Origin of the sequence: Actinoplanes sp. NPDC026670 (genome assembly GCF_040638175.1) — a bacterium.
Lineage (GTDB): Bacteria > Actinomycetota > Actinomycetes > Mycobacteriales > Micromonosporaceae > Actinoplanes.
Genome location: NZ_JBEZXU010000011.1, coordinates 137,735 through 154,654, shown reverse-complemented (window position 1 = coordinate 154,654; position 16,920 = coordinate 137,735). Strand labels below are relative to the sequence as shown.

Below are 16,920 nucleotides of genomic sequence, written 5' to 3'. Positions count from 1 at the left end.
ACGGCTCGCGGTCTGCTGCCCGCTCTGCCGGACCGCCGGCCGTCGCTGACGGCGGTAATGGCGGTGCCGATACCGCGGTGGGCGACGGCTCGCGGTCTGCTGCCCACTCCGCTGGACCGCCGGCCGTCGCTGACGGCGGTAATGGCGGTGCCGATAGCGCGGTGGGCGACGGCTCGCGGTCTGCTGTCGGCGGCGCCGGGCCGCCTGCCGTCACCGACCGCGGGAACGGCGGTGTGCGCGACGGCTCGCGGGCTTTCGGGGGCGCGGTGGGCGTACCGCAAAAGGGTTTGGAAACCGGCAGTGAGGCACCCACCTGGAGAAAACGATGAGGGTTTTGCATCTGTCGAATCTCTACGCGCCGGTGATCGGCGGGCTGGAGCGCAGCATCGCGACCAGCGGCGAGGAGATGGTGCGGCGTGGGCACAAGATCACCGTGCTGACGCTGGCGACGCCGGAGGCGCCGCACGACGAGACGATCAATGGGGTACGGGTGATCCGCATCCGCAGCATCACCAACACCATGGCGCCCGGCCTGAACCGGGACCCGCGTAAGCCGTTCCATCCGACGATGGCCGACCCGCTGGCGACGGCCGGGATCGCCCGTGTGCTCCGCGCCCACGACTTCGATCTGGTGCACAGTCACGACTGGCTGATGTACAGCTATCTGCCGCTGCACGACACCCCGCTGGGCCTGCCGCACGTGCACACCGCACACGATTTCGGGCTGACGTGTGTGCGCAAGACGTTCGCCCGGGACGGCCGCCGCTGTGACGGCCCGAGCCTGGGCAAATGTGTCCCGTGTGCCTCCGGCCAGTACGGCCGGCCGAAATCGGCCCTGCTCACCGCCGGTCTGCGAGCCCACCGGCACCGGGGCATCGATTGTCTGACGGCGATCTCGAACTCGGTGGCGTCGGCCCTCAACCTGGCCCGGCTCCCCGGCGAGCTGCCGGTGCAGGTGATCTCCAGCCTGGTCCCGGACGGCCTCGACGAGCTGGCCCGGGTCACACCCCGCCCGGACTGGCTGCCGGACGAGCCGTACCTGCTGTTCGTCGGCCAGCTCGGCCCGCACAAGGGCATCGACGTGCTGTTCGACGCGTACGAGAAGCTGTGCGCCGGCCTCGACGACCCGCCCCGGCTGGTCTGTCTCGGCACGACCCGCGACGACACCCCGCCGATCCCGGAGGGGGTGCTGGTGCGTACCGATGTGCCGCATCCGCAGGTGATGTCGGCCTGGCGGCACGCGGCCGCCGGGGTGGTGCCATCGCTGCTGGAGGGCATGGGCCAGGTCGCGGTGGAGGCGATGCTGGCCGGCACCCCGCTGATCGCGTCAGCGTCCGGCGGGCTGCTCGACGTGGTCCGCGACGACGGCGTGCACGGCCTGCTGGTGCCACCGGGTGACGCGGAGGCCCTGCACGCGGCGCTGCTGCGCCTGCTCACCGACCCGGACCTGGCCGCCCGGTTGCGGGCCGGCGGTCTTCAGCGTGGCCTCGACTTCACCGCGGCCCGCGTCGTCCCCCAGATCGAGGAGGTCTACCGTGCCTGCATCGCCGCGTGACTCGTTCGGACGCCATTCGTTCGGACATGCCGAGGCCCGCCTGCTGAACGACCCCGGCCGTCCCCGGATCCTGGTGGTCGGGTCGGGATGGCGGTTCCTGTCCGGGATCAGCTACTACACCTGCCGGCTCAGCAACGCCCTGCATGATCGGTACGAGGTGGGCGCGATCCTGATGCGCCGGCTGCTGCCGGCCCGGCTCTACCCCGGCCGGCGCCGGGTCGGTCACTCGCTCGCCGATCTGCGGTACGACCAGGACGTCCGGGTCTTCGACGGCGTCGACTGGTGGGCGGTGCCGAGCCTGTTCCGGGCGGTCGGGTTCCTGCGCCGGTTCCGGCCGGACGTGCTGGTGCTCCAATGGTGGACCGGGGCGGTGCTGCACTCGTACCTGGCGCTGGCGCTGGCCGCGCGGAAACTCGGGATCCGGGTGGTCGTCGAGTTTCACGAGGTGCAGGACACCGGGGAGGCCCGGCACCGGTGGGCGGCCCGGTATGTGCGCCGGTGCATCCGGCCGCTGCTGAGCCGCACCGACGGGGTGGTGGTGCACTCCCGGTTCGACCAGGCGGCGCTGGCCGAGGCGTACGACCTGGGGGCGGTGCCGGCCGAGGTGGCGCTGCACGGGCCGTTCGACCATCACCTGCCGGACCGGCCGGTACGCGCACCCGGCGACGAGGTGTGCCGGCTGCTGTTCTTCGGGACGATCCGGCCGTACAAAGGGCTCGAAGATCTGATTGAAGCCTTTGCCGACCTGGGCCCGAACTATCACCTGACGGTGGTCGGGGAGACCTGGGAGGGCTGGACCGGGCCGGGCCGGATGATCGACGGGTCGCCGGTCCGGGACCGGATCGAGTTCGTCAACCGCTACGTCGCCGACGCCGAGGTCAACGAGTTCTTCGCGCACGCCGACGTGGTGGTGCTGCCCTACCGGCGCAGCTCGGCGAGCGGCCCGCTGCACATCGCGATGAGCCACGGCCTGCCGGTGGTGGTCACCGCGGTCGGCGGCCTCGTCGAGGCCGCCGAACACTACAGCGGAACCGTCTTCGTCCCGGCGGCGTCACCGGGCGAACTGCGGGAGGCGATCGTCCGGGCCGCCGGCCTGGCCGGCCGGCGGCACACCGATCCTTCTTCATGGGGGCGTACGGTCGACGCGTACACCCGCCTGCTGACCCGGATCGGGATCGCTCAGGAGCCGGTGTTCGACAGTGCCACGTCGTCGAACCAGACACTGCCCTTGTTGTCGCCCGACTTGAGGTGAAGCTGGACACTCGTCGCGCCGGACGGGGCGACCGCGTCCACGGTCAGCCGGGTCCAGTCGCTGTCGCCCTTCACGACCCGTTTCGACGTGTTCTGGCCGAGCCAGCGGTCGTTGATGTCGAACCAGCTCAGGGCGATCTCGTTGGAGCCGGTCACGTTCACGCCGCGGGCCCACGCCTCGGCGTGCCAGGTCTGGCCGGCCCGCACCGGGTCGACAGGTGACGTGCGCACCGACGGCAGGCTGGAGCCGGCCCGGGCGGTTCCGCTGAACCGCGCCGAGAACCCGCCGGAACGGGACGCGTCCCGGGCCCGGACGGCGGTTCCCTCGTCGGCCAGGTACGGCCGCCACGGCGAACTGCCCGGGCTCGCCTCGAAGTCGAGGTCCAGGAGGTTGTTCGTGAGCCGGTTGCCGGCCCACGCGTTGCGCACCACGTTGACCGCCGGTTTGGCCGTCCCGTCCGCCCGGAACAGCCCGAACCGGTACTGCGCCGGAACCTTCGACACCTGCGAGTTCGACGGGATCGCGCCGTCCGCGAAGTCGTAGAGCGTCCACGGGGCCACCGAGCGGACACCCGCCTCGGCGGCGGCCGTGAACGTCCGGGCCAGGAACGCCAACTGCTCGCCCTCGCTGCTGGTGGCGGTGCTCAGGCCGGTCTCACCGATCACGATCGGGTCCGGGCTGACCGCCGCCTGGGCCCGCTGGATCTCGGCCAGCGCCCGCTCCGAGTTCCCGTAGAAGTGGTAGTCGTAGTAGTCCAGCGGGGTGTCGGCGAGGGTCGCCTTGATCCGGGCCAGCCCGGCCGCGCCGCTCTGGCCGTCCACCGACAGGGTCAACGGCATCTGTGGTACGGCCTCGCGCACCGCCGGAATCAGCCTCTGCACCCAGGCCACGGCGGCCGGGTCGGTCGACACGAACTCGTTCTTCAACTCCACCGACAGCACCCGGCGGTCGTCGGCGTACGGCGTGAGGACCGCTTTCGCCCAGGCCGCGCTGCCGGCCGCGTCGGAGTAACCGGACCACCAGTCGAACAGGGTCAGCTTCACGCTCAGTCCCTGCGAACCGGCGATGCTGATGAACTTGCGCAGCCGCTCGGTGTACTCGGCCCGGGGCTTCGGGAAGCCGAACGACTGGGGGAAGACGATGATCCGCACGTTGTCCGCGCCGAGAGCGGCCGCCTTGGCCATGTCCGCCTCGATGCGGGCCGCGTCGAAGCCGGTCCACATCGCAGACCAGCCGGCGTTCGACGGGTAGTAGTTGATGGTCCGGGCGGTGGTGACCGCCGCGAGCCGGGACTTCAAAGTCACCGTCGTCTCGGCCCCGATCGTCACCGGCTTCGGGTCGCCCACCGGAAGAACCGACACCTGGGGTGTCGGCTCAGCCGCGGACGAGCCGGAGGCCGGAAGCGTGACAGCGAGCAGAAGAGTGGAAGCCAGGATCGCCGCGGCACGGGTACGAGCTGAGGTCACGGTGATTCGGAGCCCTTCGGTTCGTTCAGGTGGTGACCCCTCCTTTCGGTTGTCCGCCCCTTGGCCGTCAGGGCTGGGCTGATGCAGTGCCGTTGCGATCCGGGAGCGTGCCGGGAACCCGCCTTCATTCCGCCGATGGCGGCCGATGATTCCCCCTTCGGCCTCCCGGGGACGACGGGTCAGTCCGGGTAGTGGCGTGGGGTGTAGACGGCCGTGGTCCCGTCGCCGCGGGTGACCGCCCGGGTCTGCGACGAGCCGATGATCAGCAGGCAGCGCATGTCGATGCTCGCCGGGTCGAGCGCGGCCAGCGTGGTGATGCGCACCGACTCCTCCGGGCCGCCGACATCCCGCCCGACCACCACCGGCGTGCCCGGCCGGCGGTGGCTCCGCAACAGCTCCAGAGCTCGGACCAACTGCTCCCGGCGGGTCTTCGACGCCGGGTTGTAGACCGCGATCACCAGATCGGCGACCGCCGCGGCCCGCAGCCGGGACTCGATCACCGACCACGGTTTGAGCCGGTCGGAGAGCGACAGGATGCAGAAGTCGTGCCCGAGCGGCGCGCCGGCCCGGCTCGCCACCGCCTGCGCCGCGGTCAGGCCGGGCAGGATCCGCACCGGGACGTCCAGCCACTGCGGGTCCTCGGCCACCTCCAGGACGGCGGCGGCCATCGCGAAGACCCCCGGGTCACCGGAGGACACGACCGCCACCCGGCGGCCACGTTTCGCCAGGTCCAGCGCGAATGCGGCCCGCTCCGCCTCGACCCGGTTGTCCGAGGGGTGGCGGTTCTGACGCGGGTTCGGCGGAACCCGGTCCACATAGGGCCCGTAGCCGACCAGATCGTCGGCGTCGGCCAGCGCCTCCTGCGCCTCGGGGGTCAGCCAGTGGCGGCTGCCCGGACCCAGACCGACCACGGTTACCTGGCCGGCCCGGCCGGCGGTCGCGATCCGGCTCAGCGCCGTCGCGTTCGCCTCCTCCAGGCTGACCATGCCGGTCTGCCGACCCACGGTCCGGGCGGGCGGCGTGAGGACGACGTCCAGACCCGCGGCCCCGGCCCCGGCGGCTTCGGCGTCTGCGGCTTCGGTCCTGGCTGCTTCGGCCCCCGCGCCTTCGGTCCCGGCGGCTTCGGTGTCCGCCGCTTCGCTACCGGCTGCTTCGGCGTCCGCCGCTTCGGTCCCGGCCGTGAACGCGGTGGCGGCCGGGCTCGGCAGCAGGGCCAGCGAGAAGTACGGCACGGTCGCCGGATCGACGTCGCGCAACGGGCCCGACCGTTCCCGATCAGTGGTGGCGCGTTCCACATACCAGGCGTCGTCAAGACGGCCGGCCTGATCCAGCGCCTCCCGGACCCCTTCGAAGGTGCGGCCCAGCTTCATCACTGCGGCCGAGTCGGTGGCAGCCAGCCGGGCGGCCAGTTCCTTCGGCTCCAGGGTGCCGGGCAGGACGGTCAGCACCTCGTCCCGTTCCATCAGCGGCCGGCCCAGCACCGCCGAGGCGGCGCTCACCGAGGTCACCCCCGGGACCACCGCGGTCTCGTACCGCCCGGAGAGCCGTTTGTGCATGTGCATGTAGGAGCCGTAGAAGAACGGGTCGCCCTCGGCCAGCACCACCACGTCCCGCCCGGCGTCCAGGTGCGCGGCCAGCCGGGCCGCCGACGCCGCGTAGAACTCGTCGATGGCGCCCTGATAGCCGCCCGGATGATCGGTCGTCTCGGTGGTCACCGGGTAGATCAGGGCCTCCTCGATCTGGCCCTCCCGCAGGTAGCCGGCGGCGATCGCGCGGGCGTTGCTGCGCCCGTGCCGCGCCGCGTGGTACGCCACCACGTCGGCCGAGCCGATCAGCCGCGCCGCCTTGACCGTCACCAGCTCCGGGTCGCCGGGGCCCAGGCCCACCCCGAAGAGCCGCCCGGTCGGGGCCGTCACCTGCGAGGGAATCGCCGCCGCGGTGTCGCCGCGGGCTGCGTCGTCAGTCATCGAAGTCCTTGCGTGGGTTCTCCGGCCGTTCAACCAGAGGGGGATGTCGGTCCGGTCTTACTCGGCCGGGTTCGGCCTCGTTCGGCCTTGGCCGGTTTGTTCGGCCTTGCTCGGCTCGTCCGGCTCTGCTCGGCTTGCTCGGCTCTACTCGGCTCTACTCGGCTTCTGAGGCCAGGGCGTTCACCGCGGCGGCGGTGATGGCGCTGCCACCCCGGCGGCCGCGCACGATCAGATACTCCAGGCCCGACTCGGCCAGCGCCTCCTTCGACTCGGCCGCGCCGATGAACCCGACCGGGATCCCGATCACCGCGGCCGGCCGGGGCGCGCCCGCCTCGACCATCTCCAGCAGCCGGAACAGCGCGGTCGGCGCATTGCCGATCGCCACCACGGCGCCGTCCAGCCGGTCACCCCAGAGGTCCATCGCGGCCGCGCTGCGGGTGTTGCCGATCTCCGCCGCCAGCCCCGGAACCGCGGGGTCACGCAGCGTGCAGACCACATCGTTGGCGGCCGGCAGCCGGGACCGGGTCACCCCGGACGCGACCATCTCGGCGTCGCACAGGATCGGCGCGCCACCGAGCAGAGCCTTCCGCGCCGCGGTCACCACCCCCGGACTGAACCGGACATCCTCCACCAGATCCACCATCCCGCAGGCGTGGATCATCCGGACCACCACACGTGACACGTCCTCCGGCAGCCCCGACAGGTCAGCCTCGGCCCGGATCGTGGCGAAGGATCGCCGGTAGATCTCCGCGCCGTCACGCACGTACTCCATCGCTCAGGATCCCCTCGCCACCGCTATCGCATCTGCCAGCCGATCTACCCCCGCCGCGTGCTCCAGCCTGCCGTTCGCCGTGGTAGCGACCGGTTGGTCGTTCGCCGTGGTAGCGACCGGTTGGTCGTTCGCCGTGGCAGCGACCGGTCGGCCGTTCGCCGCGGTAGCAACCGGTCGGCCGTCCGCCGTGGCAGCGACCGGCCTGTCGTCCGCTGCGGTAGCGACCAACCTGCCGTCCGCTGCGGTAGCGGCCTGCCGGTCGTCCGCTGCTGTCGTGGCCGGTGTGAGGACGCTGATCCTCGCTGGTCGCGGGCTCGGGGTCGATGGTCCGACCGGGCCGCGATCATCGACCGGGGACCGGCCTGCGGGCACCGCCGGCTGCCGGACGGCGGCGGGGACGTGGACACCCGGCTCTTCGTCATCGGCCGGACGGTGGGTGATCAGGTAGCCGTCGGCGGTCGCCTCGGCGCGCACGTGCGGGAACGCCGGGCTGCCGCACGCGCGGGCGCACCCCACCCAGTGCACCGGGAGGCCGGCGATGAAACGGGCTGCCGTGGTGGCGTCGGCTCGCACGTCGGCCAGCGATTTCGCGCAGCCCGGCCGGCCCGCGCAGGCGGTCACGCCGGACCACGGCGAGCCCGGCGCCACGGCCAGCCCGGCGCCGGTCAGGCGGTCCGCCCACGCCTCGGCCGCCTCCGGCGCCAGATCGGGCACCACCACACCGCGCCAGGGCGTCACGATCAGCAGGTCAGCATTTTCCAGAACCCTCAGCGGCACGCCATCGAGCCGCCCCAGCGGCACCAGCGCCCCGACCGCCGAGAGCCCGTCCGCCTGTGGCACCACGCCGATCAGGTCACCTGGCTCGGGGGCGCCGGCAGGTGTCGCCACCTCGACCGGAACGGGCGTCACACCGAGCGCCGCCACCACCCGCGCCGAGACCCGGGCCGGACCGTCGGCCAGCTCCCGTAGCCGCCAGGCCACCGCCCCGCCGGACCGCTGCGCCTCCCGCTCCGCCAGGAACGCGTGGGCAGCGGCGAGGAGCACAGGCACGACGTCGTCATGGCCGGCCCGCAACCCGGTGTCGTGCCCGCCGAGCCGAATCGCGAACAGATCACCGTCAGCCGACACCCGCGGCCGGGGAACAACCGCACCAGCCCTAGTGGGACCTGGGGCGGCGTCGTCACCGGCCGAACAGGGGGTGGCATCGTCACCGGCCGAACGCGGGGCAGCATCGTCACCAGCCGAACACGGGGCAGCGTCGTCATCGGCCGAACGCGGGGCGGTGTCGTCACCGGCCGGGGGCGGGACGGGGATCGCGGCCACGTCGGCGGCCAGTGGGACCTGGCCGATGGCGAAGAGGAACTTGCCCGGCAGGGCGGCCAGCGAGGCGTCAGCCTGGAGCGCGAGGTCGAGCCGTCCTACGAGAGCGCGAAGGGGAGATCCGCACAGCGGGGGGGCCGCAATGTTCCGTACGTTGTCATGGGTCTGGGAAGGCAGCAGGCCCGCCGACCGCAACCGGGCCGCCAAGGCCGGCGCATCGCCCTCTCGTAATGCTCTGAGCTGGAGGTTTGCGCGGGAGGTCAGCTCCAGGCCGCCGTCGCCGAACTCCTCGGCGAGCTCGCGCAGCGAGCGCAGCTGAGCGCCGGACAGCAGCCCCCCTGGCAGCCGGACCCGGGCCAGCATGCCGTCGGCTGCGGCGTGCAGCCGCAGCGCGCCGGGACAGGCGTCGGTGTCCGACCAACGGGGAGTCATGGCCCGGATACTACGGCGGGCCCCCGACAGGAATTCACCTCCGTCGTGCGGCGGGTCGGGAGCGTCACAGCGGCCGTTCCGCCTTGACGCGGGACACCGGGGTTCGGAAAGGTTAGGGGCCAACGAGCGGCGACGCCGCGGAGGAAGCCGGTGTGAGTCCGGCGCGGTCCCGCCACTGTCACCAGGGGATTCTCTGGGAGCCAGAAACTCCGGTCGCCGTGATGTCCGTCTACCCGGGGCGCGGACCCCGAGGGGGAGTGCGCTGTGTTCCTGCTGCTGTCGACGTCCGACACCGACCTGCTCAGCGCCCGGGCCAGTGGCTCGGCGTGGCGCCCGGCCAACCCGGCCCGCACCGCTGTCGACGACCTGCCCGCCCTGCTCGACGGCGTCGATCTCGTGGTGGTGCGCATCCTCGGTGGCCGCCGGGCCTGGGAGGAGGGCCTCGACGCGCTGCTCGCGAGCGGTCTGCCGGTCGTCGTCCTCGGTGGTGAGCAGGCGCCCGACGCCGAGTTGATGAGACTGTCCACGGTGCCGGCCGGTGTCGCTGCGGACGCGCACACCTACCTGGCGCAGGGCGGTGCGGAAAATCTCGCGTCGCTGCACGACTTCCTCTCCGACACGGTGCTGCTGACCGGCAACGGGTTCGCTCCGGCGGTCGAGACCCCGCAGTGGGGTCTCCTGCCGAGGGCGGAGAGCAGCGGCCGGGAGACGGTCGCGGTGCTCTACTACCGCGCCCACCACATGGCCGGCAACACCGCCTTCGTCGAGGCGCTGTGCCAGGCGATCGAGGCCAAGGGCGGCCGGGCGCTGCCGATCTTCACGGCCTCGCTGCGGACCGCCCCGCCGGAGCTGCTGGCCGAGCTGCGCAAGGCCGACGCGCTGGTGGTGACGGTGCTGGCGGCCGGCGGCACCCGCCCGGCCACGGCGAGCGCGGGCGGCGACGACGAGGCGTGGGATGTCGGCGTGCTCGCCGACCTGGACGTGCCGATCCTGCAGGGCCTGTGCCTGACCAGCTCGCGGGCCGCGTGGGAGGCCAGCGACGACGGCCTCTCCCCGCTGGACGCGGCGACGCAGGTCGCGATCCCCGAGTTCGACGGGCGGATCATCACGGTGCCGTTCTCGTTCAAGGAGATCGACGAGGACGGGCTGTCGGTCTACGTGGCCGACCCGGAGCGGGCGCTGCGGGTGGCCGGCATCGCGGTGGCACACGCCCGGCTGCGGCACGTGCCGCCGGCCGAGCGGCGGATCGCGCTGATGCTGTCGGCCTATCCGACCAAGCACTCCCGGATCGGCAACGCGGTCGGCCTGGACACCCCGGCGTCCACCGTCGCGCTGCTCGCGGCCCTGTCCGAAAAGGGCTACCGGATCGGTGACTTCGGATCCTTCGACGGTGACGGCCTGATCCACACGCTGATCGCCGCCGGTGGCCAGGACCCCGACTGGCTGACCGAGGAGCAGCTATCGGAGAACAAGGTCCGGATCTCGGGTTCGGCCTACGAGTCCTGGTTCGTGACGCTGCCGGAGGATTTCCGGGAGAGCGTCGTGCAGCACTGGGGGCCGCCGCCCGGCGAGCTCTACACCGACGGCGGCGACATCGTGCTGGCCGCTCTCCGCGACGAGAACATCGTGGTGATGGTGCAGCCGCCGCGTGGTTTCGGGGCCAACCCGGTCGCCATCTACCACGACCCCGACCTGCCGCCGTCGCATCACTACCTGGCGGCCTACCGGTGGCTCGCCGACGAGTTCGGCGCGCACGCCGTCGTGCACGTCGGCAAACACGGCAACCTGGAGTGGCTGCCCGGCAAGAACGTCGGCATGTCCGCTTCGGACGGCACCGACGCGGCGCTCGGTGACCTGCCGCTGATCTACCCGTTCCTGGTCAACGACCCGGGCGAGGGCACCCAGGCCAAGCGCCGGGCGCACGCCACCCTGGTCGACCACCTGATCCCGCCGATGGCCCGCGCCGAGTCCTACGGCGACATCGCCCGGCTGGAGCAGCTCCTCGACGAGCACGCCAACATCGCGGCCCTCGACCCGGCGAAACTCCCGGCGATCCGGGCGCAGATCTGGACCCTGATCCAGGCCGCCAAGATGGACCACGACCTCGGTCAGGCCAACCGGCCCGACGACGAGGAGTTCGACGACTTCATCATGCACATCGACGGATGGCTGTGTGAGGTCAAGGACGTGCAGATCCGTGACGGGCTGCACGTGCTCGGCGCGGCCCCGGCCGGTGAGGCGCGGATCAACCTGGTGCTGGCCATGCTGCGGGCCCGGCAGATGTGGGCCGGCAAGGTGGCCGCCCTGCCGGGTCTGCGTGAGGCGCTGGGCCTGACGGAGGACGCGTCCACCGCGGAGACCGATCGGGTGGAGGCGGAAGCCCGCGAGTTGATCACGAAGATGGAAGAGGCCGGCTGGCCGGCCGTCGTTCCCGACATCTCCGACAACCCAGACGTGGTGCGGGTGCTGGAGTTCGCCGCCACCGAGGTGGTGCCCCGGCTCGCCAAGACCACCGACGAGCTCACCCATGTGTTGCACGCGCTCGACGGCGGCTACGTGCCGGCCGGCCCCAGCGGCTCCCCGCTGCGCGGCCTGATCAACGTGCTGCCCACCGGCCGTAACTTCTACTCGGTCGACCCGAAGGCGATTCCCAGCCAGCTCGCCTGGGAGACCGGCCAGGCGATGGCGGAGTCACTGCTCACCCGCTACCGCGCCGACCACGGCGAGTGGCCCCGCTCGGTCGGCCTCTCCGCCTGGGGCACCAGCGCCATGCGGACCGCCGGCGACGACATCGCCGAGATCCTGGCCCTCATCGGTGTCCGCCCGATCTGGGACCCGGCGTCCCGGCGGGTCACCGGGCTGGAGCCGATCACCGCCGAGGAACTGGGCCGTCCCCGCGTCGACGTGACGGTTCGTATCTCGGGTTTCTTCCGGGACGCGTTCCCGCACGTGGTGGCGCTGCTCGACGACGCCTTCAAGCTGATCGCCGAGCTCGACGAGCCGGACAACTACGTCCGCGAGCATGCGCTGCGCGACCAGGGCGAGCACGGCGACTGGCGACGCGCCCGGACGCGGATCTTCGGGTCCCGCCCCGGAGCGTACGGCGCCGGCATCCTGCCTCTGATGGACAGCCGGAACTGGCGGGACGACGCCGACCTGGCCGAGGTCTACGCGGTGTGGGGCGGGTTCGCCTACGGCCGTGACCTGGACGGGGTTCCGGCCCGTGGGGACATGGAGAACGCGTACCGGCGGATCGACGTGGCCGCGAAGAACATCGATACCCGCGAGCACGACATCATCGACTCGGACGACTACTTCCAGTACCACGGCGGCATGATCGCCACGGTTCGCGCGCTGACCGGTAAGGCGCCCGCGGCGTACATCGGCGACTCCACCAACCCGGACCAGGCACGCACCCGCAGCCTGACCGAGGAGACCGCCCGGATCTTCCGGGCCCGGGTGGTGAACCCACGCTGGATCGCCGCGATGCGCCGGCACGGCTACAAGGGCGCGTTCGAGCTGGCCGCGACCGTCGACTACCTGTTCGGCTACGACGCCACCGCCGGCGTGGTCACCGACTGGATGTATGAGCAGCTCGCCGCCAGCTATGTGCTGGACGCCGACAATCAGGAGTTCATGCGCCAGTCCAACCCGTGGGCGCTGCACGGCATCACCGAGCGCCTGCTGGAGGCGGCCGACCGCAAACTGTGGGACTCGCCGGAGCCGGAGACGCTGGCCGCCCTCCAGCAGCTCTACCTGGAGACGGAGGGCGACCTGGAAGACGGCCCGGCATGACCCGCTGAAAGACGGACGACGGCCCGGGGTGACCGCTGGAAGAGGGCGGACAACCCGGCGCGACAGGGGTCAGGCCTGCCGGCGGCGCAGCAGATAGGTGTCCATGATCCAGCCGTGCCGCTCACGGGCCTCGGTCCGGGTCGTCACGATCTCGTCGCCCACCTCGGCGACCGGCCCGGCCGCCAGCAACTCGTCGGGCGTGCTCACGTAGGCGCCCCAGTAGATGTCGGCGTCCGGGTACTTGGTGAACGCATGCTGGGCGTCGAGCATCACGACCACGTCGTCGGCGCCCTCCGGCCAGCCCTCGGCCAGCCGCCGCCCGGTGGTGACCTGGAACGGCTGCCCCACCCGGTTGAGCCCGACCCGGTGTTTGGCGGCCAGCGCCGACACACTGCTGATGCCGGGGATCACCTCGAACTCGAACTCGACCGCCCCGCGCTCCAGGATCTCCTCGAGGATGGCGATCGTCGAGTCGTAGAGCGCCGGGTCGCCCCAGACCAGGATCGAGCCGATCTCGTCGTCCTTGAGGTGCTCGGCGATCAGCTCCTCCAGGACCAGGGACCGCCGGTGCCGCCAGTCGGCGACGGTGCCGGTGTAGTCGGCCGGGTTGCGGTCACGATCCGGGTCGCGGCCCTCGATGATCCGTTTCCGCGGCTGCGAGTAGCCCCGGATCAGGCGTTCCCGCAGCTCGATCAGGCTCGCCTTGGTCTCACCCTTGTCGAGCAGGAAGAACACATCGGTCCGGCCGATCGCCTTCGCCGCTTGCAGGGTCAGATGGTCCGGGTCGCCCGCGCCGATCCCGACTACACAGATCTTCCGCACGCCCTGAGTCTGCCTCACCCGCGGCGGCGGGCCGCCGCCAGGCCGCTGCGATGAGCGATGGCGACGAGCTGCGCGCGACTCGCGGCCTCCAGTTTGGTCAAAATCCGGTGGACGTACGTACGGACGGTCTCCGGACTCAACGACAGCGCCCGAGCGATCGACGCGTTGTCGTCGCCGTCGGCCAGAGCCGTGAGCACCTCCAGCTCACGGGCGGTCAGTCGGTCCAGCCCCAGGTCGGCGGCCGGTTGTGGCGCCGTCGCCGCGTGGGCCATCACCTGCCGGGTCACGCCGGGGGAGAGGACCGGCTCCCCGCGGGCGGCGGCCCGGACGGCGTCCCGCAGCGGCCCGGGCGAGGTGTCCTTGAGCAGGTATCCGTCGGCGCCGGCCCGCATCGCCCCGAGCACCTCGTCATCGGTGTCGAACGTGGTCAGCATGAGGATCGCCACATCCCGGCCGGCCGGTTCGGCCCGGAGCTCGCGGACCGCGGCGATCCCGTCGCCACCGGGCATCCGGATGTCCATCAGGACGACGTCCGGCCGCAGCCGCCGGACCAGAGCGGCCCCGGCCACCCCGTCGGACGCCCCACCGACCACCTCGATCGGCAGCGGGCCGCTGAGCCCGGCCGTCTCGGAGGGCGGTTCCGGGTCGTCGCCGGTGAGCAGCGCAGTTATTCCCGCTCGGACCAGCGACTGATCGTCGACGAGCACTACCCGTACCGAAATCATCTGATCGTCTCCAGAGGCAACGCCGCACTGACCCGCCAACCGTGTTCGACCGGCCCGGCGTCGAGCCGGCCCCCGGCCGCGGCGACGCGTTCGCGAAGCCCGGTCAACCCGGCCCCGCTCGCCCCCGGCTCGCCGGACACCCCGTCGTCCTCGACGCTGACCAGCAGGATCCCGTCGTCCGCGCGGATCTCGACCGCGATGCTGCGCCCGGCCGAATGCCGGAGCACGTTCGTGACAGCCTCCCGGACCAGCCGGTATGCGGTCGCCGCGGTGGCCGGATCACCGACCGGCTCGATCGCGGCGCGTACCCGGAATCCGGCATCCCGCGCGGTGTCCATCAGCGCGTCGAGGTCACCGAGCGACGGCTGCGGCCGCAATTTCCGGACCGTGCTCCGCAACTCGGTGAGCGCATCGGACAGCGCCCGCGCCACATGATCGAGGGCGGCGACCGCGGCGTCCGGCCGGCGGGGCGCCTCCTGCCGGGCCACGTTCGCCTGGATCGCGGCGACGGTCAGCGCGTGCCCGATCGAATCGTGCAGTTCCCGGGAGAGTTCCTGGTTGTGTTCGTGGATCCGGCGGCCGGCCTCCAGTTCGATCTGGCGGCCGGTGAGCGCGGCGATCCGGCGCCGGGCCCGGACCAGCTCGCCGATGGCGATCGCGGCGGCCATCAGCGCGAGGTGGCCGATCCCGTCGTAGAGCACCACGAACCCGAAGTCCTGCCCCTCACGCAGCCGGAACACCACCGAGACGACGAGCGCGACCAGCCCCGCGGCGACGGCGATCCGGCGGTGCCCGGCCTCGGCGGCCGAATACAGCGCGGCGGCCACCGGCACCGCGACCCCGATCGCCGGAAAGCCTGCCGCATAATAGGCGAAAAGCCCAAGAACGGTCAGGATCGCCACGGTACGGGAGTGCCGCCGCCGCCCGAGCATGAGGGCTCCGAGGGCGGCCGCCCCCAGGTAGGCCCCGCCGCTTCCGGGTTCGCCGCCCAGCCCGGCCGTGGCGATCAGCGCCAGCACCCCGGCGACCCCGGCCGCGACCGCGACGTCCACCAGCACCTTCCGCACGTCTCGATGCTAGGCAGAGTTCGCCGGATCCGGGTACGCCAGAAAGCGACACCCCGGCCGGACGCCGGCTCAGCCGGGGTGGATCGGGGCCGTCGGGGATGCCTCCCGGCCGCCCGCCGGCTCAGTCGGGCAGGATCGGCACCGACGGGGACATCTCCCGGCCGATCATCGCGGCCCGCCGCAGCGCGCTCGACCCGAACCGGTCACGAACCCGGTCGACCGCCGCGTCCAGCCCGTCGTCACGGGGTGGCTCGAACGGCAGCTCCATCTGCACCGCGCCGTCCCCGTCGAGGTTGCTGACCGCCACCCCGACCAGGGTGAGCCCCCGCTCGGTGATCAGCGGCCACGCCTCGCGCAGCAGATCGACCGAGGTCCGCAGCACCGCGCCGGTCTGCATGGTCGCCTTGAGCAGGCTCCGCTGCCGGGTGGCCCGGCTGAAGTCACCGAACCGCAGCCGCAACGTGATCGTCCGCCCGGCCCGGTGCGCCTTGCGCATCCGCTGCGTGACCCGGTCGACGAGAGCCCCGAGAACCGCCTCGACCTCGGCGAAACCACGCGACCCGGAGCCGGAGCGCCCGAGCGCACATTGCGCCCCGATCGAGCCGCGCCGCCGCCCGGTCTCCACCCGGCGTGGGTCGCGGTTGTGCGCGAGCGCGTGCAGATGCCGCCCGGCGCCGTCACCGAGCATGGCGACGAGTGCCGCCTCCCCGATCCGCGCGACGTGCCCGACCGTGTGGATCTGCCGCTCCCGCAGCTTGGCGGCGGTGACCGGCCCGACTCCCCACAGTCTCTCCACCGGGAGCAGGTGCAGGAACGCCAGCTCCCGCCCGGGTGGCACGACCAGCAACCCGTCCGGCTTGCCGACGCCGCTGGCCACCTTGGCCAGGAACTTGGTCGGCGCCACGCCGACCGTGATCGGCAGCCCGGTCCGCGCGCGGACCTCGGCCCGCAGCCCGATGGCGATCTCCTCGGGTGTGCCCCGGATCCGGCGCAGGCCCTCCACGTCGAGGAACGCCTCGTCGATGGAGATCGGCTCGACGAGCGGTGTGGTGTCGCGGAAGACCTCGAAGACGGCTTTGCTGGCCGCCGCATAGGCGGACATCCGGGGCGGCACGACGACGGCCTGCGGGCAGAGCGCCCTCGCCCGGCCGAGAGCCATCGGAGTACGCACTCCGAACGCCTTGGCCTCGTAGGAGGCGGCCAGCACCACACCGCCACCGACGAGGACCGGCCGGCCACGCAGCGCGGGATCGTCGCGCTGCTCGACCGACGCGTAGAACGAGTCCAGGTCGGCATGCAGGATCATGCCGCCACTTTAGTACACCTGTTCGATTCTCAGGGGTCGAACGGAGCGGCGGCCGTCACAAAGATCTGGGGGAATCTCGTCCCGGAATTCCCGGTTCTCAGACTTGAGTCACCCATGCTCGAAGATTCGAGGAGCCACCCATGCTCACCACCCTCACCGCCCGCGTCCTGGAGGGCTCGACCCGCAGCTCAGGCGCCCGGTTCGACGCCTACCGGGTGGACGGCACGTTCCACATCGACATCGACCTGCCCGGCGCCGACACCGCCTCGATCGACATCACGGTCGACGGCGCCGCGCTCACCGTCCGGGCTGAACGCTGCAGCCCCGAGCGAGAGGGGCGGGCGACCGCCACACAGTTCGATCTGTCCGAGCGGTTCGACACCGACCGCCTGGAGGCCCGGTACGCCGACGGTGTGCTGAACCTGAGCATCCCGGTCCTGG

General features: G+C 72.1%; 11 protein-coding genes, 1 pseudogene and 1 riboswitch. Of the genes and pseudogenes, 4 read left to right on the top strand and 8 right to left on the bottom strand.

The genetic code is table 11. The features are described 5' to 3' along the window. Positions 1-325 precede the first annotated feature (325 nt). Both AB0E94_RS13730 and AB0E94_RS13725 read left to right on the top strand, forming a co-directional pair. Positions 326-1,555, top strand: a complete 1,230-nt coding sequence (locus AB0E94_RS13730; protein ID WP_360326022.1) for a glycosyltransferase family 4 protein — start codon at positions 326-328, stop codon at positions 1,553-1,555. After that, positions 1,536-2,807: a glycosyltransferase family 4 protein gene (locus AB0E94_RS13725; protein ID WP_360326020.1), complete on the top strand. Its 1,272-nt coding sequence runs from the start codon at positions 1,536-1,538 to the stop codon at positions 2,805-2,807. The genes AB0E94_RS13730 and AB0E94_RS13725 overlap by 20 nt, the downstream gene beginning before the upstream one ends. On the opposite strand, the gene AB0E94_RS13720 is transcribed toward AB0E94_RS13725, so the two are convergent. From AB0E94_RS13720 to AB0E94_RS13705, 4 genes are all read right to left on the bottom strand, one after another. Beyond that, positions 2,735-4,273: a glycosyl hydrolase gene (locus AB0E94_RS13720; protein WP_360326018.1), complete on the bottom strand. Its 1,539-nt coding sequence runs from the start codon at positions 4,271-4,273 to the stop codon at positions 2,735-2,737. The two genes, AB0E94_RS13725 and AB0E94_RS13720, sit on opposite strands and share 73 nt — an antisense overlap. A 179-nt stretch (positions 4,274-4,452) precedes the next feature. Then, positions 4,453-6,240, bottom strand: a complete 1,788-nt coding sequence (locus AB0E94_RS13715) for a precorrin-2 C(20)-methyltransferase (RefSeq protein ID WP_360326015.1) — start codon at positions 6,238-6,240, stop codon at positions 4,453-4,455. A gap of 154 nt (positions 6,241-6,394) precedes the next feature. After that, positions 6,395-7,012, bottom strand: coding sequence for a precorrin-8X methylmutase (locus AB0E94_RS13710; RefSeq protein WP_360326013.1), 618 nt, complete (start codon positions 7,010-7,012; stop codon positions 6,395-6,397). 3 nt (positions 7,013-7,015) lie between these two features. Further along, positions 7,016-8,764: a nitrite/sulfite reductase gene (locus AB0E94_RS13705; RefSeq protein WP_360326012.1), complete on the bottom strand. Its 1,749-nt coding sequence runs from the start codon at positions 8,762-8,764 to the stop codon at positions 7,016-7,018. 108 nt (positions 8,765-8,872) lie between these two features. Further along, positions 8,873-8,995, top strand: a riboswitch (cobalamin riboswitch). 33 nt (positions 8,996-9,028) lie between these two features. Here AB0E94_RS13705 and cobN point away from each other — a divergent pair. Beyond that, positions 9,029-12,559, top strand: a complete 3,531-nt coding sequence (cobN, locus tag AB0E94_RS13700; RefSeq protein WP_360326011.1) for a cobaltochelatase subunit CobN — start codon at positions 9,029-9,031, stop codon at positions 12,557-12,559. Positions 12,560-12,628: 69 nt separating this feature from the next. On the opposite strand, the gene cobF is transcribed toward cobN, so the two are convergent. From cobF to dinB, 4 genes are all read right to left on the bottom strand, one after another. Then, positions 12,629-13,381: a precorrin-6A synthase (deacetylating) gene (cobF, locus tag AB0E94_RS13695; RefSeq protein WP_360326010.1), complete on the bottom strand. Its 753-nt coding sequence runs from the start codon at positions 13,379-13,381 to the stop codon at positions 12,629-12,631. Between the two features lie 14 nt (positions 13,382-13,395). Beyond that, positions 13,396-14,106 carry a response regulator transcription factor gene (locus tag AB0E94_RS13690; protein ID WP_360326009.1) on the bottom strand — a complete coding sequence of 237 codons (711 nt, stop codon included), beginning with the start codon at positions 14,104-14,106 and terminating at the stop codon, positions 13,396-13,398. Beyond that, entirely contained in the window at positions 14,103-15,173 is a 1,071-nt protein-coding gene (locus AB0E94_RS13685; RefSeq protein ID WP_360326007.1) for a histidine kinase, read from the bottom strand. The genes AB0E94_RS13690 and AB0E94_RS13685 overlap by 4 nt, the downstream gene beginning before the upstream one ends. A 121-nt stretch (positions 15,174-15,294) precedes the next feature. Next, entirely contained in the window at positions 15,295-16,479 is a 1,185-nt protein-coding gene (gene dinB / locus AB0E94_RS13680; protein ID WP_360326005.1) for a DNA polymerase IV, read from the bottom strand. Between the two features lie 140 nt (positions 16,480-16,619). Between dinB and AB0E94_RS13675 the strand changes: the two are divergent. Then, positions 16,620-16,916: pseudogene (locus tag AB0E94_RS13675) on the top strand (Hsp20 family protein); the annotation flags it as partial. Positions 16,917-16,920 lie beyond the last annotated feature (4 nt).